The sequence below is a fragment of the Micromonospora sp. bgisy143 genome (assembly GCF_057708145.1).
Genome location: NZ_JBYIRN010000032.1, coordinates 24,838 through 50,946, shown reverse-complemented (window position 1 = coordinate 50,946; position 26,109 = coordinate 24,838). Strand labels below are relative to the sequence as shown.

24 protein-coding genes and 1 tRNA gene are annotated in these 26,109 nt (G+C 71.7%); 5 read left to right on the top strand and 20 right to left on the bottom strand.

Annotated elements, in window-relative coordinates:
- Positions 1–20 precede the first annotated feature (20 nt).
- From AC3EN4_RS27755 to AC3EN4_RS27705, 11 genes are all read right to left on the bottom strand, one after another.
- The gene (locus AC3EN4_RS27755; protein ID WP_435209054.1) at positions 21–1,178 is read right to left on the bottom strand and encodes a hypothetical protein; all 1,158 of its coding nucleotides are present in this window, start codon (positions 1,176–1,178) and stop codon (positions 21–23) included.
- A gap of 429 nt (positions 1,179–1,607) precedes the next feature.
- Entirely contained in the window at positions 1,608–2,660 is a 1,053-nt protein-coding gene (locus AC3EN4_RS27750) for a M23 family metallopeptidase (protein WP_435209053.1), read from the bottom strand.
- The gene (locus AC3EN4_RS27745; protein ID WP_435209051.1) at positions 2,648–3,466 is read right to left on the bottom strand and encodes a replication-relaxation family protein; all 819 of its coding nucleotides are present in this window, start codon (positions 3,464–3,466) and stop codon (positions 2,648–2,650) included. The genes AC3EN4_RS27750 and AC3EN4_RS27745 overlap by 13 nt, the downstream gene beginning before the upstream one ends.
- Positions 3,467–3,528: 62 nt before the next feature.
- Positions 3,529–5,127, bottom strand: coding sequence for a type IV secretory system conjugative DNA transfer family protein (locus tag AC3EN4_RS27740; RefSeq protein WP_435209050.1), 1,599 nt, complete (start codon positions 5,125–5,127; stop codon positions 3,529–3,531).
- Positions 5,124–6,401, bottom strand: coding sequence for a hypothetical protein (locus tag AC3EN4_RS27735; protein WP_435209048.1), 1,278 nt, complete (start codon positions 6,399–6,401; stop codon positions 5,124–5,126). Before AC3EN4_RS27735 ends, AC3EN4_RS27740 begins: the two co-directional genes overlap by 4 nt.
- Before the next feature lie 115 nt (positions 6,402–6,516).
- On the bottom strand, positions 6,517–8,295 hold the full coding sequence (locus AC3EN4_RS27730; protein WP_435209046.1) for a VirB4 family type IV secretion system protein: 1,779 nt from the start codon (positions 8,293–8,295) through the stop codon (positions 6,517–6,519).
- Positions 8,292–9,218, bottom strand: coding sequence for a PrgI family protein (locus AC3EN4_RS27725; RefSeq protein WP_435209044.1), 927 nt, complete (start codon positions 9,216–9,218; stop codon positions 8,292–8,294). The genes AC3EN4_RS27730 and AC3EN4_RS27725 overlap by 4 nt, the downstream gene beginning before the upstream one ends.
- Positions 9,215–11,284: a hypothetical protein gene (locus AC3EN4_RS27720; protein ID WP_435209043.1), complete on the bottom strand. Its 2,070-nt coding sequence runs from the start codon at positions 11,282–11,284 to the stop codon at positions 9,215–9,217. Before AC3EN4_RS27720 ends, AC3EN4_RS27725 begins: the two co-directional genes overlap by 4 nt.
- Positions 11,284–11,730 carry a pilin gene (locus AC3EN4_RS27715; RefSeq protein ID WP_435209042.1) on the bottom strand — a complete coding sequence of 149 codons (447 nt, stop codon included), beginning with the start codon at positions 11,728–11,730 and terminating at the stop codon, positions 11,284–11,286. The genes AC3EN4_RS27720 and AC3EN4_RS27715 overlap by 1 nt, the downstream gene beginning before the upstream one ends.
- 284 nt (positions 11,731–12,014) lie before the next feature.
- Positions 12,015–12,836 (bottom strand): hypothetical protein, encoded by an 822-nt coding sequence (locus AC3EN4_RS27710; protein ID WP_435209041.1) that lies wholly within the window; start codon positions 12,834–12,836, stop codon positions 12,015–12,017.
- A gap of 221 nt (positions 12,837–13,057) precedes the next feature.
- Positions 13,058–13,429 carry a hypothetical protein gene (locus AC3EN4_RS27705; RefSeq protein ID WP_435209039.1) on the bottom strand — a complete coding sequence of 124 codons (372 nt, stop codon included), beginning with the start codon at positions 13,427–13,429 and terminating at the stop codon, positions 13,058–13,060.
- Between the two features lie 64 nt (positions 13,430–13,493).
- Here AC3EN4_RS27705 and AC3EN4_RS27700 point away from each other — a divergent pair, with 64 nt between their 5' ends.
- The 4 genes from AC3EN4_RS27700 to AC3EN4_RS27685 are packed head-to-tail and all read left to right on the top strand — an operon-like array spanning position 13,494 to position 16,860.
- Positions 13,494–14,216, top strand: coding sequence for a hypothetical protein (locus AC3EN4_RS27700; protein ID WP_435209106.1), 723 nt, complete (start codon positions 13,494–13,496; stop codon positions 14,214–14,216).
- Entirely contained in the window at positions 14,209–15,435 is a 1,227-nt protein-coding gene (locus AC3EN4_RS27695) for a DNA methyltransferase (RefSeq protein ID WP_435209037.1), read from the top strand. Before AC3EN4_RS27700 ends, AC3EN4_RS27695 begins: the two co-directional genes overlap by 8 nt.
- Complete coding sequence (locus AC3EN4_RS27690) at positions 15,435–15,644, top strand: helix-turn-helix transcriptional regulator (RefSeq protein WP_435209036.1); 210 nt, start codon at positions 15,435–15,437, stop codon at positions 15,642–15,644. Before AC3EN4_RS27695 ends, AC3EN4_RS27690 begins: the two co-directional genes overlap by 1 nt.
- 4 nt (positions 15,645–15,648) lie before the next feature.
- Positions 15,649–16,860, top strand: coding sequence for a tyrosine-type recombinase/integrase (locus AC3EN4_RS27685; protein ID WP_435209034.1), 1,212 nt, complete (start codon positions 15,649–15,651; stop codon positions 16,858–16,860).
- Between the two features lie 113 nt (positions 16,861–16,973).
- Here AC3EN4_RS27685 and AC3EN4_RS27680 read toward each other — a convergent pair.
- From AC3EN4_RS27680 to ald, 9 genes are all read right to left on the bottom strand, one after another.
- Positions 16,974–17,047: transfer RNA gene (locus tag AC3EN4_RS27680), tRNA-Pro, on the bottom strand.
- A 168-nt stretch (positions 17,048–17,215) separates the two neighbouring features.
- The gene (der, locus tag AC3EN4_RS27675; protein ID WP_422739678.1) at positions 17,216–18,619 is read right to left on the bottom strand and encodes a ribosome biogenesis GTPase Der; all 1,404 of its coding nucleotides are present in this window, start codon (positions 18,617–18,619) and stop codon (positions 17,216–17,218) included.
- Positions 18,616–19,296, bottom strand: coding sequence for a (d)CMP kinase (gene cmk / locus AC3EN4_RS27670; protein ID WP_435209032.1), 681 nt, complete (start codon positions 19,294–19,296; stop codon positions 18,616–18,618). The genes der and cmk overlap by 4 nt, the downstream gene beginning before the upstream one ends.
- A 196-nt stretch (positions 19,297–19,492) precedes the next feature.
- Positions 19,493–20,263 (bottom strand): pseudouridine synthase, encoded by a 771-nt coding sequence (locus AC3EN4_RS27665; protein ID WP_422739676.1) that lies wholly within the window; start codon positions 20,261–20,263, stop codon positions 19,493–19,495.
- Positions 20,250–21,290, bottom strand: a complete 1,041-nt coding sequence (scpB, locus tag AC3EN4_RS27660; protein WP_435209030.1) for an SMC-Scp complex subunit ScpB — start codon at positions 21,288–21,290, stop codon at positions 20,250–20,252. The genes AC3EN4_RS27665 and scpB overlap by 14 nt, the downstream gene beginning before the upstream one ends.
- Positions 21,283–22,248, bottom strand: a complete 966-nt coding sequence (locus tag AC3EN4_RS27655; protein ID WP_435209028.1) for a segregation and condensation protein A — start codon at positions 22,246–22,248, stop codon at positions 21,283–21,285. The genes scpB and AC3EN4_RS27655 overlap by 8 nt, the downstream gene beginning before the upstream one ends.
- A 41-nt stretch (positions 22,249–22,289) precedes the next feature.
- Positions 22,290–23,213 (bottom strand): ParA family protein, encoded by a 924-nt coding sequence (locus AC3EN4_RS27650; protein WP_357120878.1) that lies wholly within the window; start codon positions 23,211–23,213, stop codon positions 22,290–22,292.
- Between the two features lie 182 nt (positions 23,214–23,395).
- Positions 23,396–24,376, bottom strand: a complete 981-nt coding sequence (locus AC3EN4_RS27645) for a site-specific tyrosine recombinase XerD (RefSeq protein ID WP_421476092.1) — start codon at positions 24,374–24,376, stop codon at positions 23,396–23,398.
- Positions 24,377–24,387: 11 nt separating this feature from the next.
- Positions 24,388–25,503 carry an alanine dehydrogenase gene (gene ald, locus AC3EN4_RS27640; RefSeq protein WP_422739673.1) on the bottom strand — a complete coding sequence of 372 codons (1,116 nt, stop codon included), beginning with the start codon at positions 25,501–25,503 and terminating at the stop codon, positions 24,388–24,390.
- Positions 25,504–25,730: 227 nt separating this feature from the next.
- Between ald and AC3EN4_RS27635 the strand changes: the two genes are divergently transcribed.
- The gene (locus AC3EN4_RS27635; protein ID WP_422740674.1) at positions 25,731–26,054 is read left to right on the top strand and encodes a TM2 domain-containing protein; all 324 of its coding nucleotides are present in this window, start codon (positions 25,731–25,733) and stop codon (positions 26,052–26,054) included.
- The last annotated feature ends 55 nt before the right edge of the window (positions 26,055–26,109 follow it).

Below are 26,109 nucleotides of genomic sequence, written 5' to 3'. Positions count from 1 at the left end.
GGCCCCGGCGGGGTGATCGGTCAGTCCGCGACCGGGGCGGCGGCGGCCTCGTCGGTGCGGGCCTCGTCACCGGCGGTGGTGTCCTTGGGCGGAGTCATGAACGCGCGGACCTCGGCGGTCGGGGCGGGGGCGTCGTCGGCGAGGGCGTAGGTTTCCGGGGCCTCACGCGTCAGCACCAGCACCCCGGCCGTGGCCATCTTCCGCATGCCGTTGCCGACCGCGCCGGGGCTACGTCCGCCGATCTCACGGGCGACGGTGCCGGGGGTCACGTCGTGACCGGGGCCGAGGTCGCGCATGAACGCCTCGACCCGGTTGCGCAACTCGTTCTTGCCCAACTTCGCCGACCCGTCGCTGTTGATCTCACCAGTGGTGCGGCCGGTTCCGGCGGCACGTCGGACCGAGGGGCGGCGGATCTTGCGGGTGTGCCCGCACGTCGGGCACGTGGTGTGCGTCGGCGCGTTGGCCGGGTCCACGGTGGCGAGGTCACCGTCGCCGATCACCCACAGTTCGTCACCGTCCTCGGTGACCGGCAGGCGACGGGCGGCACCGGCAACCTCCATCGCGGCGAGGATCGTGTCCCCCATCGCCACCGACAGGCCGCTCTCCCCGATCGCCGCGTCGGCCGTGACGCCGTCCGGGTGCCCACCCAACACACCCGCCATGATCAACACTTTGAGGTCGGGCTGACGCAGGCCGACCGGTGCCCCGGACCCGGGCGCGCCCGACACTGGGGCCTCGGGCAGCGTCGCCTCGTCGGCCGTGTCCGCCGTCGTGTCCGTGCCGGCCTCGTCGGTGGCCGCGTCGGTCGCCGGGGCGTCCTCGGCCGCCGGCTCGTCGGCGGTGGCCGGGCCGTCGTTGTCGGCGGTGGGCTCGTCGGCCGCGTCCGGCGTCGCGTCGGTGGCCGGTGTGTCCTCGGCCGTCGGGTCGGTGGTGGCGGTCGGGTCGGTGGTGGTCTGCCAGGTGTCGGCGCTCTTGCGGTTGCCCTTGGCCGGGTCGGGGGTGCGGGTGGCGGTCCCGGCGGCCTCCATGGCGGTGAGCGCCTCGGTGACGACCGGTAGCGGCAGGTTGGCCTGTCCGGCCAACTTGCGGGCGGTGACGCCGGGGTAATCGCGCAGCGCCTCGGCGACGACGGACCGGGCCTCGTCGGTGCCGGGGGTGAGAACGATGTTTGCGGTCATGGCAATACACCTCCACAGAAGGGGTCGACAAATGGCGATTCCGCGTGCGCGCAATGCGCATTGTTTGCGGTTCCGCCGGGGCGGTTTTTATTGCCCACGTCCATGGACCCTCTGCACCGGATTATTGTCAACCCCGTTACGCAAGACTCTTTATGGGGACCACGCCGCGCCGCTTCCGTTCTCGATTCAGGAACCGCTACCGCCACCCGAAACGCCATTTAACGGCCCCGTGTCCGACGCTGCGACGCGTTCGGCGCGGCTCCCTAGTGCCGTCTAGGGTGCGCGGTGCGGGGGCCGCTCACACCGTCTTACGGGGTCGCGGTTTTCGGGTCGAAACGACTACGCCGCGCGCCCGGCGGATCGGACGCGCGGCGCTCACCGCGACCGGCGCGGGCCTTCTCGGATCGTGCGGAAAATCACTTCATGAATTTACAGGTCCACGCCTTTTTGGCGCATGAAAGGAACCGGGTCAACAGCGTTGTACTCGGTGGCGGTATTACCTTCGTGGATCTCGTAGTGCAAATGCGGGCCGGACGAGTTTCCGGAACTCCCGACGTGGCCGATTGGCTGCCCGGCGATCACCGTCTGCCCTACTCGGATAATCGGTTGTCGCACCATGTGGCAGTATCGCGAAACGATGTCGCTGGAGTGTCGGATGTCGGCGTACCAGCCGCACCCGCCGAGCCCGGGGTAGCCGTCACGGTCGCACGGCATCGGGCCGCCGGTAGGTTCCCACGAGTCACCCCCGACGTTGCACCGCACGCGTACCACCACGCCGCCGGACGCGGCACGGATGACGGTGCCTTTCGTGGCCATGATGTCGACCCCGTCGTGGCCGGGCCGGTCGGCGGTGCGGTAGCCGGAACCGGCCGTGCCCGCTACCGGACGGGTCCACCCGGAGGCGCTGATCGGCGCGCCGTCGCAGACCGGCAGCGTTCCGCCGGTGTACGCCGTGACTATCTCGGTTGCTCGTGTCTCGTGTTTGGCGTAGGCGTCCGGGTACGCGGACCGTTGCACCTTCTGTGCGGCCTCGGTAAGCGGTAGCCGTTCCCACCCGGGGACGGTGAGGAGACGCTCGTAGAACGTCCCGGCGGCGTATTCGGGGTTCATGATCTCTGCCGGGGTGCCCCATCCTTGCGACGGTCGCTGTTGGAACAGCCCCAACGAGTCATGGTCGTTGTTCGGGCCGAGGTCACCGTGGTTGATCAACGAGGATTCTTGGAGGCCGGTGGCCACCGCGACTACCCACCCGCGCACCGGTACCCGCAACCGCTCACCCACGGTCACGATCACCGAGGCGTTACGGGCCTGCTCAGCCGATAGTCCCGCCGGGGTGGCACCCGGCGCGGTGACTGCGCCGACGCAGCTACCCCCGCCACCGCCACCGCCGAACACCGAGGAGACGACTCCGGCGGTAGCGGCCGTGAGCAACAGCAGCAACCCGGCGACCCCGGCCGCGACCCAGACCGCTACTCGTCCCACGGCGCGCCACCGTCCCCGCCCGGGGCGGGCAGCTCGGCCAGGCTCACCCGGTCGGGGTGCCCGACGGTGCGCCAGACCGGCCCCGCCGGACCGCCGGAGGCGGCGGCGTGGTCGGTGGCGGCGGTGGCCACGGTCACCCCGTCCGGCACCCCGGCCCGCCGGAGGTGGGTGTGCAGGTTGGCCTCACGGGCGGCGGTGGGTAGCCAGAACAGCACCGGGTACGCGCGCCGGGGCGGTAGTGCGGCGTAGCCGGTCAGCTTGCCCACCACCCGGCCCAGCGTTTCGGTGCCGAGGTCAGCCTCGACCCAGAACGGTACCGCCGGGCCGTTGTCGGCCCACACACCGTGTCCGTCCGGGCGGACCAGGTTGCCGCACGCCTCACGGCAGCGTGCCTCGTTCCACCACCGCACCAGCCGTGCGCCGGGGTGCGCGCGGGCATGAGCCGTGAGCGCGACGAAGAACCCGTTCACGGTCACCAGGTGCGCCAGCATCGGGGACATGGCGAGTCGGGCGGTGGCGTCACGTACAACGGCCGGACGGGGCAACGCGTCGCCTCGTCCGGCCGAGATGAGGGCCGCGCCGACCGGGCCGAGGGTCCACCGCCAGGATTGCGAGCCGGGCCGTTGGTAGTGGCGGAACCGGTCGAGGATGTCTCGATCATGCAGGGTGTTGAGGCGGTTGCGGGCACGGCCGACCGAGCCGAAGGCGAGGTCGACGAGCTGGTCAGTGGTGAAGGTTCGGTGCTGGTCGAGCAGGTCCAGGAGGTGCCGGTCTCGGGGGGTGAGTCGGCCGAGTTCGGCGGCCACGACGGACGCCGTCAGGCGAGGACTGCCGGTGGCAGATGCGCGGGTAGGAGGGATATCTCTTATCAGTCGGTTCCGGTCCACGGGTCCTCCTCACCGCCGTCCACGTGCGCGTACGACGTGTTCAAAGGGGCGTGTTCACCCGGCTGTTCGTGGTCGTTGCGTTCCTCGTTGGATTGCTCGTTAGAGGTCTCTTTAGACCACTCGCCCTGAACAGCGAAGGTGTTGCGACCCACCAGTTCCACCACCGCACCCTCGACGGATGTCGACCGCTCGGCCGATGCCGCAGCGGTAGCGGTCTCGCCGAGCAACCGACGACGGTCCTCGGCGGCGAGGCCGGTGTGATCGCGGGCCGCACGGCGCAGCTCGCCGGCACGCCCTTTGACGGCCGGCGGTGGAGGCTCGGTGTCGGCGGTGACCGGTGGTACGACCCGTCCGCTCGCGACGGGCCGCAGGACGACTTCGTAACCGCCGAGTCGGATCAGGTCTCCGTCATCGAGGTACGGGCGCAGGTGCCGGGCCTGGTCGATGGCGTCGCGGGGGGCGAGGGCGAAGTAGACCTTGTTGCGGGCGTTGGCGTCGATCGCCTCGACCATGTCCCCGGACAGTTGGCCGAGGTACTGATGGGCGAGGACGAACGAGGTGTGCAGGCCGCGGGCTTCGGCGAGGGCGTCATCGATGCCGATGGGCAGGTGCAGGAAGTTGTGGCACTCGTCCAGCACGATCATCGCGTCCGGGCGATCGTCCTCAGGGATGCGGGCGCGGGCGGTGCTGGCCTGCCACAACCCGGTCAGGAGCAGCGAGCCGACCAGGCGGGTGCCGTCCTCGCCGATGACACCCTTGGGTAGCCGCGCGAGCATGATGCCACCGTCGAGGATGTCAGCGAAGGAGAACGTGGTGGCTGGCATCCCGAACAGGCTGTTCGCCATCGGATGCGCCAGCACGAGGCGCAGCCGGGACAGCAGCGGGGCCACCAGGCCGGAGCGCTGCGCGGCGGGCAGCTCGTTGAACCCTTCCCAGAACTCGCCGAGGGTGGTGCCCTCCCAGGCGTTCAACCTGCTGGTGACGGCGTTGACCCGGGCGGTCCTCCACGCGGAGTCCGACAGCAGCCGCGGCAGCTGGGCGAGGGTGGCGCCTTCGAGGTGGGCGAGGGTGAGCAGGCCGTGGTAGCAGATGTCGGCGGTGCGGTGGCCCCACCAGCGTGACCACACCTTCGCCATCACCGCTGTCAGGTTCGCGGCCACGTCGTGCGGACTGCCGCCGTGCACACTCGGATCGAGCAGGTTGATCGCCGGTGGCGCGGCCCGCTCGTCCGGGTCGATAAGCACCAGCCGGTCGCCGCACGCCCTCGGTAGCCGGGCCAGCAGGTCTCGGATCAGGTCGCCCTTGGCCGGGTCGAACGCGGCGACGCCGCGCCCGGCCTCAACGTCGTCCAGGATCATCCGCATCAGCAGGGTCGTCTTGCCCGTGCCGGTCGGTCCGAGCGCGTGGACGTGGTACCGACAATCGGTCAGGGAGATCCCGACCCGCATCGCGGGGCCAGCGTTGGCAACACCGATGACCTTGCCGCCCAGGCCGTGCCGCTGGTCGAGCGGCACCAGGTTCAGCCTGCGGCCCTCCGGGCGGGAGTTGGACGCAGCAGCCTTGGTGTGGATCTTGTTCAAGGTGCGCTCCAGACGGTCGGTGAGTCGTCGGCCTTGGGTGCACCGGGCTGTGCCTGCGCCCTCGTGCGCTGGTGCGTCTCCCGACCGGGGGTCCGGAAGATGTCGCGGGTGGCGGGCCGACGCCGTGACGCGGCACCGGGTAGGCCGTAGGCGGCGGGTTCGGCGGGCAATCCGGCGAAGGCGGCGGCTTCCGCGATGGAGACGAGGCTCATCCGTGCCTCGGGCACCCACCGGTGGGCCGACGCGACCGCACCCTGCCGGAGCTGGCGGCGGGTGAAGTGGGCCGACAGCAGCCCGAACCCGGAGCTGACATCAGCCACAGCGGCGACGGCGGCGGCCTTGGTCGGGCCGGCGGCGACGGTATGCACGGCGACGAGCAGGTGCGGTGCGTCGGCGTACTTCGCCCGCGCCTGCCGGGCCAGCTCGGCGGTGTACGGGTCAGTCGCACGGGTGTGCCGCTTCGGGCTCGACGGGCCGGGGGTGACGAGGTTCAAGACGCCGAGAATCAGCGCTAGTAGCCCGTCGGCGAGCAGCACGGCGGCGCGGGCGGTCCCTCGGGGGCGGCGGGCGCGGTGTGGGTTGGTCATCGCGCGGCGCAGCGTTCGCAGTCGGTGGGCGGGTGCGCGGCCGAGGTGGACTTGCAGGATTGCGCCGCCGGTGCGCCCGGCTGAGGCGAGTCCGCCGTAGACCGCCCGGAGCCGGTCCTCTTCGGGAGTGCTCGCGTCCATGCCTCCTCGGCGGTGGGTAGGCGTAGTGTCGTCGACCAGGGGCAGCCATTCTGGCTGCGTCGGCCAGACCGCGAGGGCGGCGACGTTCCCGGTGGTGGGCACGGTCGGCGGGCGGGTCTGTTCGGCGCGGACGCCGGGCCAGCCGCGTTGCAGCAGCCGCACCACGGCGGTCGGGTTGACCCCTGGTGGCAGCCACAGCCCGCAGCGCATACCGTCCGGGTCGGCGGCGACCTCCCAGACCAGCCGGGTCGGGCGTAGCGCCCACCGGCGCGGCGCGGGCAACGCTGTGGCGAGCAGTCGCCACAGGCCGATCGTCGCGGCCGGCGTGGCGGTCACGGGCGGGGTGATCTGCAGCCATCGCGCTGCGGCGGCGTGCCGTCGCCAGATGCGCCGCCGCCACCGCATGCACCCGACCCGCACGGCGACGAGCGCCGCCAGGGCGGCGAGGAGTAACGGCCACCGGTCGCGGACGAGCGGCCACACCGCGTTGGTGGCGTCGTCGCCCCAGGAACCACACAGCAGCTCGCCCACCACCGAGTGGGGCACACCGCCTTGGCCGGGCACGCACCCGCCGGGGGTCGCAGGAGCTGGCGGCGGGGATGGGGACAGCGTGACAACCATCGGGAACTCCGATCGGTGGTGAGAGGGACGCCAGGGCGGGTCAGCGGCGGCCGACGACCGGGCCGGTGACGATCAACTCGTGCTCGGTCGCGGATGCGTGACTGTGGAAAGCCACCCGCGCCGACCCGGCCGCGAGGAGCGCGTCTCCGCGCTGGCAGGACAGCAGGAACGCCCGCTCGCCGTCAGTAAGCCCGAACGCCTCGGCCACGGCGTCGATCGCCTGCGGCGCCTGCCGCAGCAACACCTGCGTAGCCGCGTTGGAGACGACCGCGCGTCCAGTCTTGGTGGCGAGCACGTCAGCGGCGTCCTGGGTCACCACGGTCAGGCCCACGCCGTATTTGCGGGCGGACTTGGCCAGGGTCTCCAGGAACACGCCGCCGCGTCCGCCGGAGAGCAGTTTCCACGCCTCGTCCACCAGCACCATCCGCAGCGCATCAGGCTGCTGGCCGGAGGCGGCCGCGCCGCGTACGGTGCGCCAGATCGTGTCCAGGGTGAGAAGCGTCCCGACCGGGTGAAGTTGCTCAGGCAGGTCCTTGATGGCGAAGACCACGAGGTGCCCCTGCGCGGCGGTGGTGGTCGGCCCGTCGAACAGGCCCTTCATGCTGCCGTCCACGTAAGGGTGCAGGCGGGCGGCGACTCGGCGGCCGGCGTCGTCGGTGTCCTCCAAGACGGCCATCACGTCGGCCAGCAACGGCGCCGGTCGCCTCCAGGTGCGCGGGTCGGTGGTGATGCCCTTGGCCCGGTACGCCGCGAGCACCGCCACATCGAGGGAGCGGGCCTCGTCGCCGGGCATGGGCGCGCTGACGGCGGTGTCACCGCTGCCCATCACGGTCACGAGCGTGTGCAGGAACCGTGCCCGGTCGTTGAGCGCATCGTCACCGGGCGGCAGGTCGAGAGGGTTGATCTTCACCCCCGGCGCGCCGAGGCGGATGACCGTGCCGCCGACCGCGTCGGCCAGGCGGACGTACTCGTCTTCAGGGTCGATGACGAACGCCTCCACCCCGAGGCACAGGTTGCGCAGCAGGTCTAGTTTGGCCAGGTAGGACTTGCCTTCCCCGGATCGGGCGAGGATGACGGCGTTGTAGTTGGACTGCGCCCACCGGTCCCAGACGACGACTCCGGCCGAGTGCAGGTTCAACCCGAACAGCACCCCCATGCCGCTGCCCCCAGCGCTGTCCGGCAGGTCGGGGCTGGTGAACGGAAAGCTCGCGGCGAGTGCGTCGGTGTCGAAGACCCGCTTCATCCCCAACGCGTCGAACGCGAGGGGGAGGCCGCTGATCCAGCCCTGCAACTGCCGCCACGTCACGGGCACGGTGGTGAGCAGTAGCGAGGAGGCGAGGGACCGCACCTCGGCCACCCGCTGCGTGAGGTCGTCTGGGCTGGTGCCGTGGACGGTGAGGTATAGGCCGAGGCGGAACAGTCGGGCCTCACCTCGGGCGACGCGCGTGGCCAGCTCGGCGGCGTCGGCCGCGGCGGCGTCGAGGTCGGGATCGTCGAGGCGGCCCTTGGCCGCGTCGTGGCGTCGGGAGGACTCGAACCGGCCGCGCTGCTTGCGCAGCCGCTCGGAGGCCACCGCCGGCGGGACCGGCTCGATGTGGAAGGCGGCGTCGACCAGGCCTGGGTAGGACAGTATCGGCTCGGCCCACCCCGGGCCGACCTCGCTCGGGTAGCCGACGACGGCCAGGGTGGCGCTGTAGCCGTCCCCGACCCGCACATGTCGGCCGTCGACCTCGACGGCGTCCGGGGAACCGGGCAGGATCGTGGCCGACTCGGGCAGGGCGGGCCGCCGCTTCGGCAGCAGTGCGGACAGCAGGCTCACCGCTGTTCACCTCCGTCAGATGGGGGGTAGGGCGTGAGGGCCGGGGCGGTGGGGTCGAGGCTGGCCGCGAGCCGCATCGTGGCGTCCGGCCCATCAAGGACCCGGGCGGGAACCTCGCAGCCGGCGAGGGCACGAACCGCCTCGGCCGCGTGGTGTGCGGCGTGGTGCGCGCCGCGTCGGCTGCGCACGGCGACGGTGACCTGCCGGTGCAGCAGCTCGCGCTGCTCGGCCAGGTCATCGAGGAACGCCACGTGCGCGTGGGCTGCCTCTTCCAGCGCGGGGTGCGGCAGCTCGGGGGCGGCGGCGAGGAACCGGTCGGCGAGGTAGGTCAGGTCGACCCGCTGCGCCCGCACCACGATCTGCGCCGGGCCGTCGAGGCTGTGCAGCCACCGCGCGAACCCGGCCACCAGGCCGTTTTGCTCCCCCGGAGTCCGCAGCCCGAACGCCACCGTCGAGGCAGCGACCAGGCCCGTCGTGCCGTCCGAACCGAGATCGATCAGCCCGTCACCGGTGATGCCCTTCGCGGGCAGCCGCAGCGGCGCGGGCAGCGGCAGCCGGTCACCCGGCCCGGCGGTGGTCTGCACCCACGCCGGAGCCGGGACGACCGGTCCATCGGCCGGCACGAGCCGGCGCGGACTGCGGCGGTGCCGCAGCGCCGCAAGGACCCAAGCGTCGAGACCCATGCCGTCACGGCGGCCGACCGCGAGCAGGAACGCCCCAGCGGCGACAGGTATCGCACCCGCGAGGAACACCAGCGGATGCACAAGCGTCGCCACCGCCGTCCACACCGCGTATAGCAGCAGGCCCGTGACGGCCAGGATCACCAGCTGCCGTCCCGACATGCCGAACGCGATCCTGTCCGGCCGCTCGATGTCCGCGGGAACCCGAGCCCGCATCGGAGCCTCATCGTCGCGGCGGCTCACTGCTCATCACCTCGCTTCCGCGCCGGGCGCCGCGCCGGGGCGGACGATCGAGCCGGCGGTGGGGACGGCGGGGACGGGGACGGCCCGGTATGGACGGCGGTCGGACCCGCCGGGGTCGCACCAGCCGCCGGGGACGGTTTCGCCGCCGGAGACGGGGACGGGCGCGGCGGCGGGGGCGGGGCCGCTGACCGTCGACCGTCCGTGGACGGCGGGACGGACGAGGCAGGTGGACGAGGCCGGGGGGCGCTGGCGGCCGGTGCTCGCCGGGCGGCGGACGGGGTGCTCGGGTTGGCGGCGGGGTGCCCGCTCGGGGTGGCGCGCCGCGCCGTCGTAGGCCGTGTCCCGGGGGTCGAGGCTCGTCGTGACCCGCCGGCTCCCGGTGCGGCCGGAGCTGCCGAGAACACCGGCGTGACCGGGGCAGGTGGCCGGCGCGGCGCGCTCTGTGGCGCTGGTGCGGCGGAGAACGTCACCGCCGGTGCCGCGCCGCGAGGTGTCGCTCTCGGTGTCGTGGCCGTGGCATCGCTGAAGGCGACTCGGGCGGGCGGTGCGGCCAGGGCCGGTGGACTCAGCTGAGACGCGGACGGGTGAGAGAACTGCGCGGCCAGGACACCGCCGGACGGCGCTGGCGGTGGAGTGGACGGGGCCGCCGGGTGGCTGAAGGTGGGGGCGGCGTTCGTCCCGGACGGCGCGGACAGCGGCGTATGGGTGACCGGGGCGTGGCTGAACGCCACCGGTCCCGGCGGGGACGGCGGGACGGGAGTCGGCCCGCGACGAGGCGGACGAGGCGGACGGGGGCCGCCCGGCGATGGACGCGGACCGGGCGGACGAGGTGCCGTCCGTCCGGCGGTCCGGGCCGCGCTCGCGCCGCCCAGGATGCCGGCCGCCGCGCCGAGCGTCTTGATGGTCAGGTAGGCGTGCATGAGCTGGCCGAGCAGTCCCCTGCCGTTGCGCTGTCCGAGCGGGCCGAGGACGAACTGCCGCATCCAGCCCGGCAGTTTGATCAGCAGCCAGAGCATCGTCAGGCAGATCAGGACGCCGAGGAGCCCGTCTGCGGTCGAGGGCACGCCCAGCACGGTCGGCCCGGCGGGGGTCAGGAAGACCTTCACCGTGGCCATGACGATGATCGCCTGACCGATCTGCAAGCCGAGGCAGGCGGCGAAGGCACGCCACCAGGTGTGGGCGATGCCTTCGGTGAGCGGGCTGGCATGGCAGATCAATACCGCTGGGGCCACGCCGACGAGGATGACCAGCGCGGCCAGCCGCAGGATGAAGGTGAACTCCACAAGCAGGCACATCACGACCACGGCGACGGCCAGAAGCACCATCAGGAAGCCCTTGCCCTGCAGGGCGTTGTCCGCGATCTGCCCAATGGCGGCGGCTGCGGCCGGGCCGTCCACCGTGTTCCCGGCGATGGCCACGGTGAGCGCGTTGGTGAGCACGATGGCCTGCTGACCGATGAGCAGGCTGCCGTTGGCCAGCACCGCGCCCAGCGCGATGCGGGACAGCACCTGCTTGAGCCCGTGCTGGCTCTGCAGGGTCTCCCTGGTCGTGACCAGGAATCCGTTGGCGACGATGAACAGCACGAGGACGCCATTGGCCGTGATCAGGCTGGTCGTCCAGATCGCCTTGACGTGCTCGTTGTTGGTGAGGTCGGGGGTGGACAGCCACGATGCGCCGAGGGCTTCCATCACCGGCTGGAGAGCCTGCCCAGCGGCCCAGACGACCAGGTCGACCACGGCCTTGCGGATCTGGCCCCCGATGTCGTACCAGGCCGGATCATCGCTGACAGAAGGCTGGCCGGGAGTCGGGGACGGGCCGGGCGTGGGTGCCGGCGTGGCCGGCGCGGAGGGAGACGGGTCCACTCCCGGCGGACGGACGCCAGGGTCAGGCACGCCGGGCGTCGGCGGCGTGCCGGGCGCGGTAGCGGGCGGGCCGGGGGCCGGGCTCGGCTCGGCCTGCGCCGGCCCGGCCCAGCTCAGGGCAAGGCCGGCGAGGATCACCACGCCGAGCAGCAGCAACGACGCCGCCCGGAATGGGCGGCGGGGTCGGCTCGCGAGGGCAGTCATCAGGCCACCCACGCGCCGACGATGGTCACGAACAGCGGCGCGAGCAGCGCGAGGGCATACCCGATCGCGGCGGACCGCAGCGCGAGCTTTGCCTTCTCCACCTCGCCGGGGTCGCCATTGGCAGCCATGTAGCGCAGCCCGCCGACGGTCAGGAAGAGCGTGGCGACGGCGACGAGGATGCCGATCAGCCAGGTACGGATGTTGTTGGCGACCTGTTGGATCGACTCGGCGGCCAGCACCACCGGGGCGGGCTCGGCCGCGTACGCCAGGTGTGGCACGGCGACGAGGGCTGCGGTCACCGCGGCGGTGTCGAGTAGGACCAGCGCGGCGCGGACAGTTCGAGGGCGGTAGCGACGCAGGCGGCGGACGAATCGCCGTCCGCGCCCGCCGGCCCCGAGACGGCGGCGGGCCGCCGCCTCGGGGAGCGGGAAGGGGACGTGGTTCATGGGTTGGGCACCTCCGGTGCGCACGCCTGGGCAGCCCGCAGCGGGGCGTGGGTGCGCGAGTGAGCGACGAAGGCGGGACCGGGCGGTGCGCTCGTGGGTGACCTGTGGTGCCGACCGGCGCGGCCGTCCTCCTCACCAGCAATGGCGGCGGGCCGGGGACCGTGCGGGGTGTCAGCGCCGTCAGCGGGTCCGGTCGGAACAAGGTCACCTGCGCGGAAGAGTCCCGCACTAGGGGATTACAAATCCGAGCCTCGGATTGGAAACCCGCAGCTCAGGACAGCTGCTTACGGGCGCTTCCGACTGGTGGGCGCGTCGAGGACCACCGTGGCGGTGGCCTCGTTGATCACGTCGGCGTACGGATCGGACAGCTCGCCGGACTCGATCGCGGCCCTGAGCCGGGCGACGGCAGCCGTGCGGCGCTTGTAGAGGTTCCAGCGGGGCTGGCAGGTGCGCTCGGCGTAGGCGGTGAGGCTGACCTCTTCCAGGTAGGTCGCGCCGATCAGCTCCGCCTCCTGAACGGTGATGACCTCGGCGGTGACCGCGCGGGCGAGGACGAGGTCCGGGTGGCCGTACGGGGCCGGCGGCACCACCGCCCCCGGAGCGTGGTTCGTCGCCCCGGACGAGGCGGGCTCCAGGTCGCGCAGCTCGGCGCGGGCCTTGGAGAACGCGGCGGTCAGCAGATTCCCGACCACGCCCGGCTTGGCCACATCGACCGTGCCGAGCGCCCGAAGGAAGTGCTCGACGATGGCGGCCTGCACGTCGCCGGTGAACAGCTTGGCCAGCAGGTACGCCTTGAACCGCAAGCCCGGTAGCGCGACGCCGACCGCACCGACACGCCACGCCGGGTCTCCGGTACGGGCACGCTGCACCAGCAGCCGCCACGCCGCGTCCCGGACGGCGTAGCCGCAGGACGGGTGCATGAGGATCGCCGACAGCTCGGGCAGGGCGATGCGGCGGCGGGGCAGGCCGTGGCCGAGGCTGCGGCCGTCCACCGACAGCGAGCTCGGCCCCTGCCCCATCAGCCGGAATCGGTACTCGATGTCGTTGAGCAGCGTCTCGCCGCGCCGGGAGACGGCTGGCTCGGTAGCGGGGATACGACGGTCCATGGTGGTGCTCCCTCGTGATGACCGTTGCCGTCCGGCGGGAGTGCCGGTCGGCGCTGTGCCACCACGCCACCAGGGCCTTTGAACAGATCATGAACACGCGCGATCTTGTTCAAGGTGTCTCGACACGTGTTCAACCCCGCCGCCGCCGATCCCCGTCAATGCGTTTCAACCTCAGCCGGCGCCCACCCCGAGTCGGGGTGCGCAACCCGTGGCCAGGCTGTTCAAGGCCATTCACGTCGGGCGCAGCCACGTCGAGACAGCAACCTTGAACATGCACCGCCCACGAGACAGCCACGGGGTTGGAGTAGGACGGCCACGAGCGGCGCTCGCCGGGCGCACTCACGCCCCATCGCGATCTTGTTCAAGGTCCCGAGGCGGTCGGCCGTCGTGTTCAAGCAGATGACGATCTTGTTCAAGCCAGCGAGGATCTTGTTCAACCGGTCACCGATCTCGTCGGCACTCCACGCGGCTCGCGTCATGTCGACAGCCGGTGTCTCGACGGCTCTGACCTGTGTGTTCAACGCGTCGAGGATCTTGTTCAACCGGGCGGCGTCGAGCGAAGCGTCTGGCTTCACAACGAGCGTGGTTTCCAATCCGAGGCCCGGATTTGTAATCCCCTAGTGTCAGCGCTTGTCGGCGGACGTGGCCCACACGTCCATGCCGAAGCCCAGCTCCACCGCCCCCGATGAACGGCCTCAGCCGGCACCGGTCGGCCTGATCCTGCCCCGAACCCGAGTCCCGCGCACGCTCCGTCCGGGAGCGCCGGACTGGCACGGGTTGTCCCCAAACCACCTCGCCTACCTCATCCACCGCTACACCCACGTCGGCGACGTGGTGCTCGACCTAGAAGCGCATCCCGCCGCCATCGCAGCGACCACCTACCTGGACCGGGTACCGGCCCGACTGTTCAACGGTCGCCACGGCCTGCATGTGCGGCTTCTGCCGCCCGCCCCCGAACTCCGGACACGGCACGCCCTGCGACGTCCCGGCCCACGTGTCGACCTGATCCTGGCGACCCTGCCGCCGGGCGCACAGGGCCTCGCCCGAGACGGCATCGCCACAGAATTGAGCACCTGGCGGCCTTTGCTACGCCCCGGCGGGTTCCTGCTGGTCGGACTCACCGCCTCACAGCCTCAGCCGGGCGAGGTCAGCGACCGCGCCGCGGTCATCGCCGCCGCCCGCGTCGCCGGGTTCTTCTACCACCAGCACATCCCCGCCGTCCTCGTCCCGCTGCCCGAGCACGAGCCGCGCACCGCCCCGGAACACCCCGACGAGGCCGACGACGGCCGCCGTCTGCTCGCCGGCCGCCACCTTCCGACGTTCCGGGATCTGGTCGTGCTCGGGACCACCGCCACCGGTGAGGAGAACGCCCATGCCTGAGTCCCGTCCGCCGCTCCACATCGGAGACCCCCACGACTTCGAATCGCTGTACCCCAGCGCGTCCGACCTGGCAGCCTTGCTCGCCGAGGGTTACCTCGGCTCGGTCTGGCTCACCGGTCAAACCGCGTCGCGTGACCTGCGGCGGGGCCGGTACACCCCGGAGTCGTTGACGCACCCCGGCAAGATGCTGCCGACCATCCCCCGGTACGCCATCCGCACCTACACCAGCCCCGGTGATGTGGTCCTCGACCCCATGGCCGGCATCGGCACCACCGTCATCGAGGCCATGCGCCTAGGCCGTCACGGCGTCGGGATCGAGTACGAAGCGGAATGGGTCGCCAAGGCAGCCGCCAACGTCCGCCACACACTCCAGGCGGGGGCGTCGGGTCGGGGCGAGATCTATCACGGGGACTCGACCACGCTGCCGTCCCTGCTGCCGGCAAGCCTGCACGGACAGGTCTCCTTGGTCATCACCTCACCGCCGTACGGGCCGTCCACCCACGGCCATGTCCGCACGCCCGGCCCGAGACGAGGCAAGGTCCGCAAGATCAACCACAGGTACGGCGGCACGGACAACCTCGCCTACCGCAGTCACGACGAGCTGGCTGACGGGTTCACCACGATCCTCGCCGGATGCCGGACGATGCTGCGTCCCGGCGGACACGTCGTCGTCACCGCCCGCCCCTACCGCCGCCATGGCGAACTCATCGACATCCCCGGGATGGTCGTCGCCGCCGGCATCAACGCCGGCCTCGAACTCGTCGAGGAATGCATCGCCCTCATCTGCGGCGTCCGCGACAGCGTGATCATTCCCCGAGCCTCGTTCTTCCAGCAGAAGAACACCCGTGACGCCATCGCCACCGGCGACCCGCAATGGCTCGTCCAGCATGAAGACGTCGTGATCCTCCGCGCCCCGCGGTCACCCCGCCACGACTTCGCCCAAAGCCGATCAGCCAGCGCCCGTGCGCACGCTGATCGGCTTGATGCCTTCACCCCGTCCCGGATGGATCGACGTGCACACCCGGCGCGCCCGACGAACAGCAAACCCAACGGCAGCGCCACCGACACCCGGTCCCACGCGGGCCGGGACGCTGAAAGGACACCTGATCCGTGCCCGCCCAACTCACGGCCCATCCCCGGGGTCGTACGGCCCGATGCAACCACCGATCCCGGCAGGCCATACCCGCAGCCCGGATCACCCGTCACGGCGGGTCAGTGATGACCGCCCCGACTCCCGCCGAATGGCGGCCCGACCCCCTCCTGACCATCGATGACGTCGCCGCCTGGCTGGGCAAGCCGAAGAACACCCTCTACGCCTGGCACAGCCGAGGCAAGGGACCACGCGCCATCCGCGTCGGCAACACCCTGCGCTACCGGCGCAGCGAAGTCGAACGCTGGCTCGACGACAACACCGACGTGGAGCGCTGACCCCATGGCCCGACCTGAACTGCCCATCGGCACGTGGGGCAAGATCCGCACCCAAAAACTGGGGGCCAATCGGTTCCGCGCACGAGCGCGGTTCCGCGACTACGACGGCAAGACCCGCGACATCGAGGCCACCGGCAGCACCGGCCCGGCCGCCGAACGGGCGTTGAAGGTCAAGCTACGTGACCGCACCACCCCCAACGACGACGAGATCACCCGGGAGACCCGCGTCAGCACACTCGCCGACCTGTGGATCAAAGAAATCACCGCTGAGGAACGGATCTCACCACAGACCATCCAGCGATACGAAACCAGCACGCGCAACGCGATCCTGCCCGCCCTGGGCAACCTCCGAATCAGAGAAGCCAGCGTCGGACGCCTGGATCGGTTCCTACGCGACATCGCCACGGACCGTCCCTCGGCAGCCAAAGGCGCCAAAGTCGTCCTGAGCCAGATGTTCGCCCTGGCCGTACGCCACGGCGCGATCCCCACCAACCCCGTACGTGACACCGGCCGGCTCCGTAAACCTCGCCGTGCGGTCGTCGCCCTCACCGACGAGAATCTCCAGGCCGTCCGCACGGCGATCCGCGACTGGCAGCGACCAATCCCCGGCAAGCCTGGACCACGGCACAGCGGCGATCTGGCGGACGTCGTCGACCTGATGCTCGCAACCGGTGCCCGCATCGGCGAGATCCTTGCCCTGCGATGGGAGGACCTCGACCTCGCCGCCGAACGCCCCACCCTGACGATCTGCGGCACACTCGTCTTCGTCAAAGGCCAGGGCTTCTTCCGCCAACCCTGGACCAAGAGCGACGCCGGCTGGCGGATGGTCGTCCTACCCCGCTTCGCCGTCGGCATGATCATGGCCCGCAAGCTCGTCGCCGCCGACAACCCCCACGACGCGATCTTCGCCTCCCGACGCGGCACCTGGCTATCCCCCAACAACGTCCGCCGTCAGTGGCGTGAGGCCCGCGCCGACACCGACCTCGCCTGGGTCACCCCCCACACCTTCCGCAAGACCGTCGCCACCCTCATCAAGGAAGAGACCGACACGAAAAGCGCCGCAGCACAGCTTGGACACTCCAGCGAGGAAGTCACCGCCACGTACTACATCGCCAAACCCGCCCAAGCCCCCGACGTCTCAGACATCCTCGAGCGACTCGGCACCGACCGCGAACGACGTCCCACACCCGCATTGCCCAACGATGCCCAGGGATGACGAACCTGGTTACCGACCCCGGTAAATGAGGGGTTTTCGGGGGACGGTTCAAAACCCCATAGACAAACTTAAAGCCCTGACCAACGTTTCCGCTGGTCAGGGCTTTTTGTCTGTCGGGACGGCCGGATTCGAACCGACGACCCCTTGACCCCCAGTCAAGTGCGCTACCAAGCTGCGCCACGTCCCGCCCCCGCAGAGTTCCCCCTGCGACAGCCGGTACAGCTTAGCGCAGCACTCCTGCCCCGTCCGCACAGGCCCCACCCGCATTGTCGGAGCGGCGAACCACCCCACAACCCCTAAAGCGTCCTAGGAGGGTGGGCCAGGAGAGAGAGCCTGGCCCACCCCTTCACAAAGGTCAGCCGTGTGCCTTGCCCCGGCCGCCGGGGCCGAGCTTCTTGCGGGGGCGTACGGAGATCTCGATGGGGCTGCCCTCGTACCCGAACTCCTCGCGGAGCTTGCGCTCGACGAACCGCTGGTAGCCGGCGTCGAGCGGGCCCGTGGTGAAGAGGACGAACCGCGGCGGCGCGACCCCGGCCTGCGTGGCGAACAGGATGCGCGGCGCCCGTCCACCGCGCACCGGGTGCGGGGTGGCCTGTACGAGCGCGGTGAGCCACTGGTTGAGCTGCGCGGTCGGTACGCGGGTCTCCCAGCTCGCCAGGGCCTTGTTGAGGGCCGGGGCCAGCTTGTCGACGGCGCGGCCGGTCATGGCCGACAGGTTCAGCCGGATCGCCCAGGGGATGCGGCGCAACTCCCGGTCGATCTCCTTGTCCAGGTAGTACCGGCGGTCGGCGTCGACCAGGTCCCACTTGTTGAAGGCGATGACCAGCGCCCGGCCGGCCTCGGTCACCATGGTGAGGATCCGCTGGTCCTGCTCGCTGATCGGCTCGCTGGCGTCCAGCAGCACGACGGCCACCTCGGCGGCCTCGATCGCGCCGGCGGTACGCAGGCTGGCGTAGTACTCGGTGCCGCTGGCCTTGCCGACCCGCTTGCGCAGGCCGGCGGTGTCCACGAGCTGCCAGGTCTGGCCGCCGATCTCGACCAGGCTGTCCACCGGGTCCACTGTGGTGCCGGCGACCGAGTCGACGACCGCCCGGTCCTCGCCGGAGAACCGGTTGAGCAGGCTGGACTTGCCCACGTTCGGCCGGCCGACCAGCGCCACCCGGCGTGGCCCGCGCGGCCGGTTCTCGACGATCGCCGGGGCTTCCGGCAGCGCGGCGAGGATGGCGTCCAGCAGGTCACCGGAGCCGCGCCCGTGCAGCGCGGACACCGGGAACGGCTCGCCGAGGCCGAGCGACCACAGCGACACGGCCTCCATCTCGATGGAGGTGTTGTCAGCCTTGTTGGCCACCAGGATGACCGGCTTGGCGCTGCGGCGCAGCATCTTCACCGCGGCCTCGTCCACGTCGGTGGAGCCGACCATCGCGTCGACCACGAAGAGGACCACGTCGGCGGTGAGCACGGCCGTCTCGGCCTGCGCGGCGATGGCCGCGGCACGGTCCTTCGCGTCCGGTTCCCAACCGCCGGTGTCCACCACGGTGAACGACCGGCCGTTCCACTGCGCGTCGTACGGCACGCGGTCCCGGGTCACGCCGGGAATGTCCTCGACGACCGCCTGTCGGCGGCCGATGATCCGGTTGACGAGCGTCGACTTGCCCACGTTGGGACGGCCGACGACCGCGACCACCGGCTGCGGGCCGGTCGGCTCCTCGACGGCGAGGTCAGGCTCGCGCAGCTCGACCCAGCCACCACCCTCGCTCATGCCACTCCCCGCTCGGTGAGCAGGTCACGCAGCCGGGCCACGACCTCGTCGATGCCCAGCTCGGTGGTGTCCAGCACGACGGCGTCCGGCGCCTGGGCCAGCGGGTTGACCTTGCGGGTCGAGTCGAGCCGGTCGCGGCGGGCCAGGTCGGCGGCGGTGGCCGTCACGTCGGAGGCGTCCTCGGCGCTGCGCCGGGCCGCGCGGGCCGCCTCGGAGGCGGTCAGGAAGACCTTCAGGTCGGCGTCCGGCGCCACGACCGAGCCGATGTCCCGGCCCTCGACCACCATCCGACCCGCGTTGACGATCATCTGGCGCTGCCGGGCGACAAGCAGCTCACGGACGGCCGGCACGGCGGCGACGGCGGAGACCGCCTGGGTCACCTCGGGCCCGCGGATGTCCGCGTCCACGCCCACCCCGTCGACGGTCACGCCGTACCCCTGGGGGTCGGTGCCGATGCGCAGGTCCGCCTCGCCGGCGACCTTGGCCACCGACGCGGCGTCCGTGAGGTCCACGCCGGAGCGCAGCACGGCCCACGTGATCGCCCGGTACATCGCCCCGGTGTCGAGGTAGCGCGCACCGATGCCGGCGGCGAGCCGCCGCGACACGGTGGACTTACCCGAACCGGACGGCCCGTCCACAGCGACCACACATCGCTCGGCCCGTACGTTTTCCTCCACCGTGTCCTCCTCAGCCCGTACCTCGCGGATCGCCCGGTGCTCTGACGCCGCAAGCGGTTGTCCATCGTCATCCATCATGCCCGGGGCCCGTGGCGGACCCACACGCGACGCCGCCCGAGGCGACGCACGCCACCTCCGGCGGCCGCTTCCCGGCCGCTGCGGAGCCTACCGGCAGCCGTACCCGCAAGGCCGGGGGTCAGTCGCCCACCGCGCGGAACAGGGCGGCGACCTCCGCGTTGGTCAGCCGCCGCAGACGCCCGGTGCGCAGGTCGCCCAACCGGATCGGACCGATGGAGGTACGCACCAGACGGGTCACCGGGTGCCCGACCTCGTCCATCAACCGCCGGACGATGTGCTTGCGCCCTTCGTGCAGGCTCAGCTCCACCTGGGCGCTCTTGCCCAGGGTGCCGACCACCTTGAACGAGTCGACCTTGACCGGCCCGTCCTCCAGCTCGACGCCCGCCAGGAGCCGCTTGCTCAGGTTGCGCGGGATCGGCCCGACCACCTCGGCCAGGTAGGTCTTCAGCACCTCGTACGAGGGGTGCATGAGCTTGTGCGCCAGGGTGCCGTCGTTGGTGAGCAGCAGCAGGCCCTCGCTGTCCGCGTCAAGCCGCCCGACGTGGTAGACCCGCTGGTCCAGCCGCCTGCCGATGAAGTCGGCCAGCTCGGTGCGGCCCTTCTCGTCCGCCATGGTGGTGACCACCCCGCGCGGCTTGTTCATCGCCACGTAGACCAGGCGGACGTCGACCTGGAGGCGCTCGCCGTCGACGTGGATCACGGCCTGGGCCGGGTCGACCTTGTCGCCGAGCTTGGCCACCCGCCCGTCCACGGTGACCCGGCGCCGGAAGATCAGGTCCTCGCAGGCGCGCCGGGAACCCACGCCGGCGGCGGCGAGCACCTTCTGCAGGCGTTCCGCGCCCTCGTAGACGGGGGCGTCGGGCTTCGGGGAACGGTTATCGGGTCGCATCAGCAAGCTCTTCTACGTCGTCGGGCAGGAAGGGTGCGAGGGGTGGCAACTCGTCGACGGTGTTCAGCCCGAGCTTCTCCAGGAACAGCGTGGTGGTCCGGTACAGGAACGCCCCGCTGTCCGATTCGGTGCCGCACTCCTCGACAAGACCGCGAGTGACAAGCGTACGGATGACGCCGTCGCAGTTGACACCCCGGATGGCCGAGATCCGCGACCGGGTGACCGGCTGCTTGTACGCGACCACGGCCAGGGTCTCCAGAGCCGCCTGGGTCAGCCGCACGGACTGCCCGTCCAGGACGAACCGCTCGACGTAGGTAGCGTATTCCGGGCGGGTGTACAACCGCCAACCGCCGGCGGCCCGGCGCAGCTCGAAGCCGTGCCCGGCGGCCGTGTAGCCGGCCGCGATCTCGTCGAGCAGCGGCCCGATCCGCTCGGCCGGCTGCTCCAGCACCTGGGCCAGGACCAGCTCGCCGACCGGTTCGTCCACCACCAGGAGGATCGCCTCCAGCGCGCCGCGCAACTCGGCGTCGGCCAGCTCGGGCGCGGGCTCCGGCGCGACGGCCGCCCTCCGCCGCCCGGCCGCCTGTCGAGGGGGTACGTCCCGGGTCCCCGCCTGAACCGCACCAGACGCCTCCGTGGGCGCGGCCGGCACGGGCTCGACAGTGCTGGCGGCCACCGCCGACTCGGCCGCCGCAGCCTGCTCAACCGGCCCGACGGCCTCGGAAACCTCGGCGGTCGGGGCGGTCGGAACCGACTCGGCCGACTCGGTGGTCTCTGCGGCTGGGGCCGTCAGGACCGTGTCGGCCGTCTCTAAGAACTCGGCCGACTCGGCGGACTCGGCCGTCTCGGCGGCCTCGACCGGCGCGGTTGTCGGTGGCGGCTCGGCCGGCTCGTCGGCCCCCGGGACCTCCGCGGGCGCCGACGCGGCCTCGGGGGTGGTCGGGGCAGCCGGGCGGGGGCGTTCCCACGGGGGGACCCAGGCGGCGGCCTGGTCGGCCAGCGAGTCCCGGCGTTCTTCGTCACTCATCCGGCTCACCCTCTGTCGCTCGCGTCCCGGCGGCACCGCCGGTCTCCCCCGCCGCCTCCGGCCCGGCCGCTGCCAGCCCTGCCGGCTCCGGCCCGGCGTTCGGTTCGGGCTCGGCGGCCGTGCCGGCGTACTCGTCGACGTGCAGTTCGGTCTCGCCGTCGGCGGGCCCGGTCCAGCGCACGGTCAGCTCCTCCAGGGCCTGTTCCTGCACGAAGGCCACCAGACCCTCCCGGTACAGCTCCAGCAACGCCAGGAACCGCGCCACCACCTCCAGGGTGGCCTCGCAGTCGGCGCAGAGCAGCGAGAACGTCGCCGTGCCGGCGCGGCGCAGCCGGGCGGTGAGGATCGCCGCGTGTTCCCGGACACTGACCCGGACCATGTGCACGTGGGCGATGGACACCTCCGGCGCGGCCTTCGGGGTCATCGCCTTCACGGCCAGCTTCAACAGCCGCTGCGGGCCGATGCCGAGCACCAGGTCGGGCAGCGCCTCGGCGTAGCGGGGTTCCAGGCTCACCGCGCGGGGGTAGCGGCGACCGCCGACCGCCTCCAGCTCGGCGATGTGGGCCGCCGCCTCCTTGTACGCCTTGTACTGCAGCAGCCGGGCGAAGAGCAGGTCCCGGGCCTCCAGCAGGGCGAGGTCCTCCTCGTCCTCGACGTCGGCGGCGGGCAGCAGCCGGGCGGCCTTCAGGTCGAGCAGGGTCGCGGCGATGAGCAGGAACTCGCTGGCCTCGTCCAGGTCCCAGTCGTCGCCCATGGCCCGGATGTAGGCGATGAACTCGTCGGTGACCGTGTGCAGGGCCACCTCGGTGACGTCGAGCTTGTGTTTGCCGATGAGCTGCAACAGCAGGTCGAAGGGGCCGGTGAAGTTGGCGAGTCGCACCGTGAAGCCGGTGGGCTGCGCCTCGTCGACCACGGCCGGATCGGCGGTGTCGGGCGGGTCGAGGGGCGGCGCGGTCACCGCACGACCGTAGTCCACGAGGCGGGCACCGGGACGTCCGGCTACCGCTCCGACTGGGCGGCGATCACCTCGCGGGCCAGCTGACGGTAGTTACGCGCCCCGGAGGAGGCCGGGTCCATCGTCGTGATCGGGGCACCGGCCACGGTGGACTCGGGGAACTTCACCGTCTTGGTGATGACCGTCTGGTAGACCTTGTCGCCGAACGCCTCGACCACCCGCTGGAGCACCTGGCGGCAGTGGGTGGTGCGGCTGTCGTACATGGTGGCGAGGATGCCTTCGAGTTCCAGGTCGAAGTTGAGCCGTTCGCGCACCTTGTCGATGGTGTCGAGCAGCAGGGCCACGCCCCGCAGGCTGAAGAACTCGCACTCGAGCGGGATGAGCACGCCGTGCGCGACGGTCAGCGCGTTGATCGCCAGCAGGCCGAGTGACGGCTGGCAGTCGATCAGGATGTAGTCGTACTCCTTGCGGACCGAGCGCAGCACCCGGGCCAGGGCCATCTCCCGGGCGACCTCGTTCACGAGCTGGATCTCGGCGGCGGAGAGGTCGATGTTGGCGGGCAGCAGGTGCAGGCCCGCGACGTCGGTCTTGATGAGGACGTCCTCGGCGGTCACGTCGTCCTGCATGAGCAGGTTGTAGACGGACAGGTCGAGGTTGTGCGGGTTGACGCCCAGGCCCACCGAGAGTGCGCCCTGCGGGTCGAAGTCGACGAGCAGCACCTTGCGGCCGTACTCGGCGAGGGCCGCGCCCAGGTTGATGGTGGTGGTCGTCTTGCCGACGCCACCCTTCTGGTTGGCCATCGCGATGATGCGCGCCGGACCGTGCCGATCGGTGGGCATCGGCTCGGGGATGGGCTTGCGCATGGTGTAGGCGGCCGGGTCCGCCGGACCCAGATCGTTGCCGAGCGCGGCCTGCTGCTCGCGGAGCTCCGACGTCCACGTCTCGGCACGGTCACCGTTGCCAGCCATGTCCTCGTTGCCCCCTCCCGACGACCCACCCGGCGTCGGAGCCGTCCGACGTCCTTCGCGGCGCCGCTGCGCACCCCGGTCTGTCGCCCCAGGAGGTCCGCGCCGATGCCGACTGTACGCCACCGACCAGCAGGGCGTTCGGCACCGGCCCGGCGTGTCGGGGCCGACGCCCGCCGGGGCCGTCAGTCGCGGGCGCGCGGGTGCGCGGTGGCGTACACCTCGCGCAGCCGTTCGACGGTGACGAGGGTGTAGACCTGGGTGGTGGTCACCGAGGCGTGGCCGAGCAGTTCCTGCACGACCCGTACGTCGGCGCCGCCGTCGAGCAGGTGGGTCGCGTACGAGTGACGCAGGGTGTGCGGGGACACCGCCGAGGGTCCGTCGACCGGCAGTCCGGCGCGGGCGGCGGCGTGCCGCAGGATGATCCAGGCGCCCTGGCGGGACAGCGCGCCACCCCGGGCGTTGAGGAACACCGCCGGGGTGCCCCGGCCGGCGGCGGCCAGCGTCGGGCGGGCCCGGACCAGGTAGGCGCGGACCGCGTCGACGGCGTACCCGCCGATCGGGACGAGGCGCATCCGGCCGCCCTTGCCGCGCAGCAGCACGGTGCCCTCGTCGACGTCCAGGTCGTCGATCGCCGCGCCGACCGCCTCGGAGATGCGCGCGCCGGTGCCGTACAGGAACTCCAGCAGCGCCCGGTCGCGCAGCGCGAGCGACGCGCCGTCGCCGGTCGCGGTGACCGGGCCGGCGGTCTCCAGCAGCCGGACCACGTCGTCGACTCCCAGCGCGCGGGGCAGCCGGCGGGGCGGGGTGGGCGGGCGGACGTCGCGGCTCGGGTCGGCGCCGGCCAGCCCTTCGCGCAGGGCGAACCGGTGCAGGCCCCGCACCGCGCTGGCCGCGCGGGCGGCCGACGACACGGCAAGGGGCGGGTGGTCGTCGTCGCCGGCGCGCAGTCGGGCCAGGTGCGACTCGACGACGCCGGGGGCGACCGACGCGAGGTCGGCGACGCCGGCGTCGGCCAGGGTGGCCAGGTAGCGGTCCAGATCCCGGCGGTACGAGGCGAGGGTGTTCGCGGAGAGGCCACGCTCGACGGTGAGGTGGTCGAGGTAGCCGCGGACGGCACGGCGCAGGGCCGGCGCGGGTTCGACGCCCGCACCGGCCCGCGGCACCGCGGAGTCGGTCAGCCCAGCACCTCGGCCAGCGTCAGCACGGGCATGCCGTGCGCCTCGGCGACCGGGCCGTAGGTGACCTGGCCGTCGTGGGTGTTGAGGCCCAGCGCCAGCGCCGGGTCGCTGCGCAGCGCGTCGCGCCAGCCCTGGTTGGCCAGTTCGAGGGCGTACGGCAGGGTGACGTTGGTCAGCGCGTAGGTGCTGGTGTTCGGCACCGCGCCGGGCATGTTCGCCACGCAGTAGAAGATCGACTCGTGCACCTTGTAGACCGGGTCGGCGTGCGTGGTGGGGCGCGAGTCCTCGAAGCAGCCGCCCTGGTCGATGGCGATGTCGACGAGCACGCTGCCCGGCTTCATCCGGGAGACCAGTTCGTTGGAGATGAGCGTCGGTGCCTTCGCGCCGGGCACCAGCACCGCGCCGATGACCAGGTCGGCGTCGAGGACGGCCCGCTCGATCTCGTACGCGTTGGAGGCGACGGTCTGCAGGTGCCCCCGGTAGATGGCGTCGGCCTGACGCAGCCGGGCCACGTTCTTGTCCAGCAGCAGCACCTCGGACTGCAGGCCCAGGGCGATGGCGGCGGCGTTCAGGCCGGAGACACCGGCGCCGATGACCACGGTCTTCGCCGCGTACACGCCGGAGACACCGCCGGGCAGCACCCCGCGGCCGCCGCCGGTCCGCATCATGTAGAACGCGCCGACCTGCGGGGCGAGCCGGCCGGCGACCTCGGACATCGGGGCGAGCAGCGGCAGCGACTTGTCGGGCAGCTCCACCGTCTCGTACGCGATGCCGGTGACCTTCCGGTCGACCAGCGCGTCCGTGCACTCCTTGGAGGCGGCCAGGTGCAGGTAGGTGAAGAGCACCTGCCCCTCGCGCATCCGGTGGTACTCCTCGGCGATCGGCTCCTTGACCTTGAGCACCAGCTCGGCGGTGTCCCAGACCTCGTCGGCGGTGTCGAGGATCTTCGCGCCGGCGGCGGCGAACTCCTCGTCGGTGATGCTGGAGCCGACGCCGGCGCCGGACTCGACGAAGACCTGGTGGCCGCTGCGGGTGAACTCGTTGACGCCCGCCGGCGTGATCGCCACGCGGTACTCGTGGTTCTTGACCTCGCGTGGGATTCCGACCTTCACGATGCAGACACCTCTCTTCGGGGGTTGCGTTTCCCCCGACCGCTCGGTGCCACGACGGCCCCGTTGCCGCCGCGGTCCACCGGTCCCGCCGGCGGCAGTCTAGGCGCGTCCGGTGCCGCCACGAGCCAGCACAGTGGCATTCGGTGCCCGGGTGACCTGACGGATTGTCAGGGTAGGACCCGGGCCGGCGGTGGACGTCGCCTCAACCGTCAGGACAGTGTTCGCCCATTATCGTCCCATCTGACGGGTGGCGGTACGGACAGCGGGCGAGTGGATCACTATTGTGTCCGCCCATGACCACTCCTCCTTACCAGCCCGGGTACGCCCCGGGTTACTCCGACAAGAGCAAGGTCGTCGCGGGCATCCTCGGCATCCTGCTCGGCACCTTCGGGGCCGGTCGGTTCTACACCGGACACACCAAGATCGCCGTGCTCCAGCTCGTCGTGAGCCTGGTGACCTGCGGCGCCGGCGGCCTCTGGGGCCTGATCGACGGCATCCTCATCCTCGTCAACGGCGGCACCGACGCGCAGGGCCGCCAGCTGCGGGACTGACCGTCCGCGCGACCATACAAAGGGGCCCCGCCGTCGGCGGGGCCCCTTTGGCGCG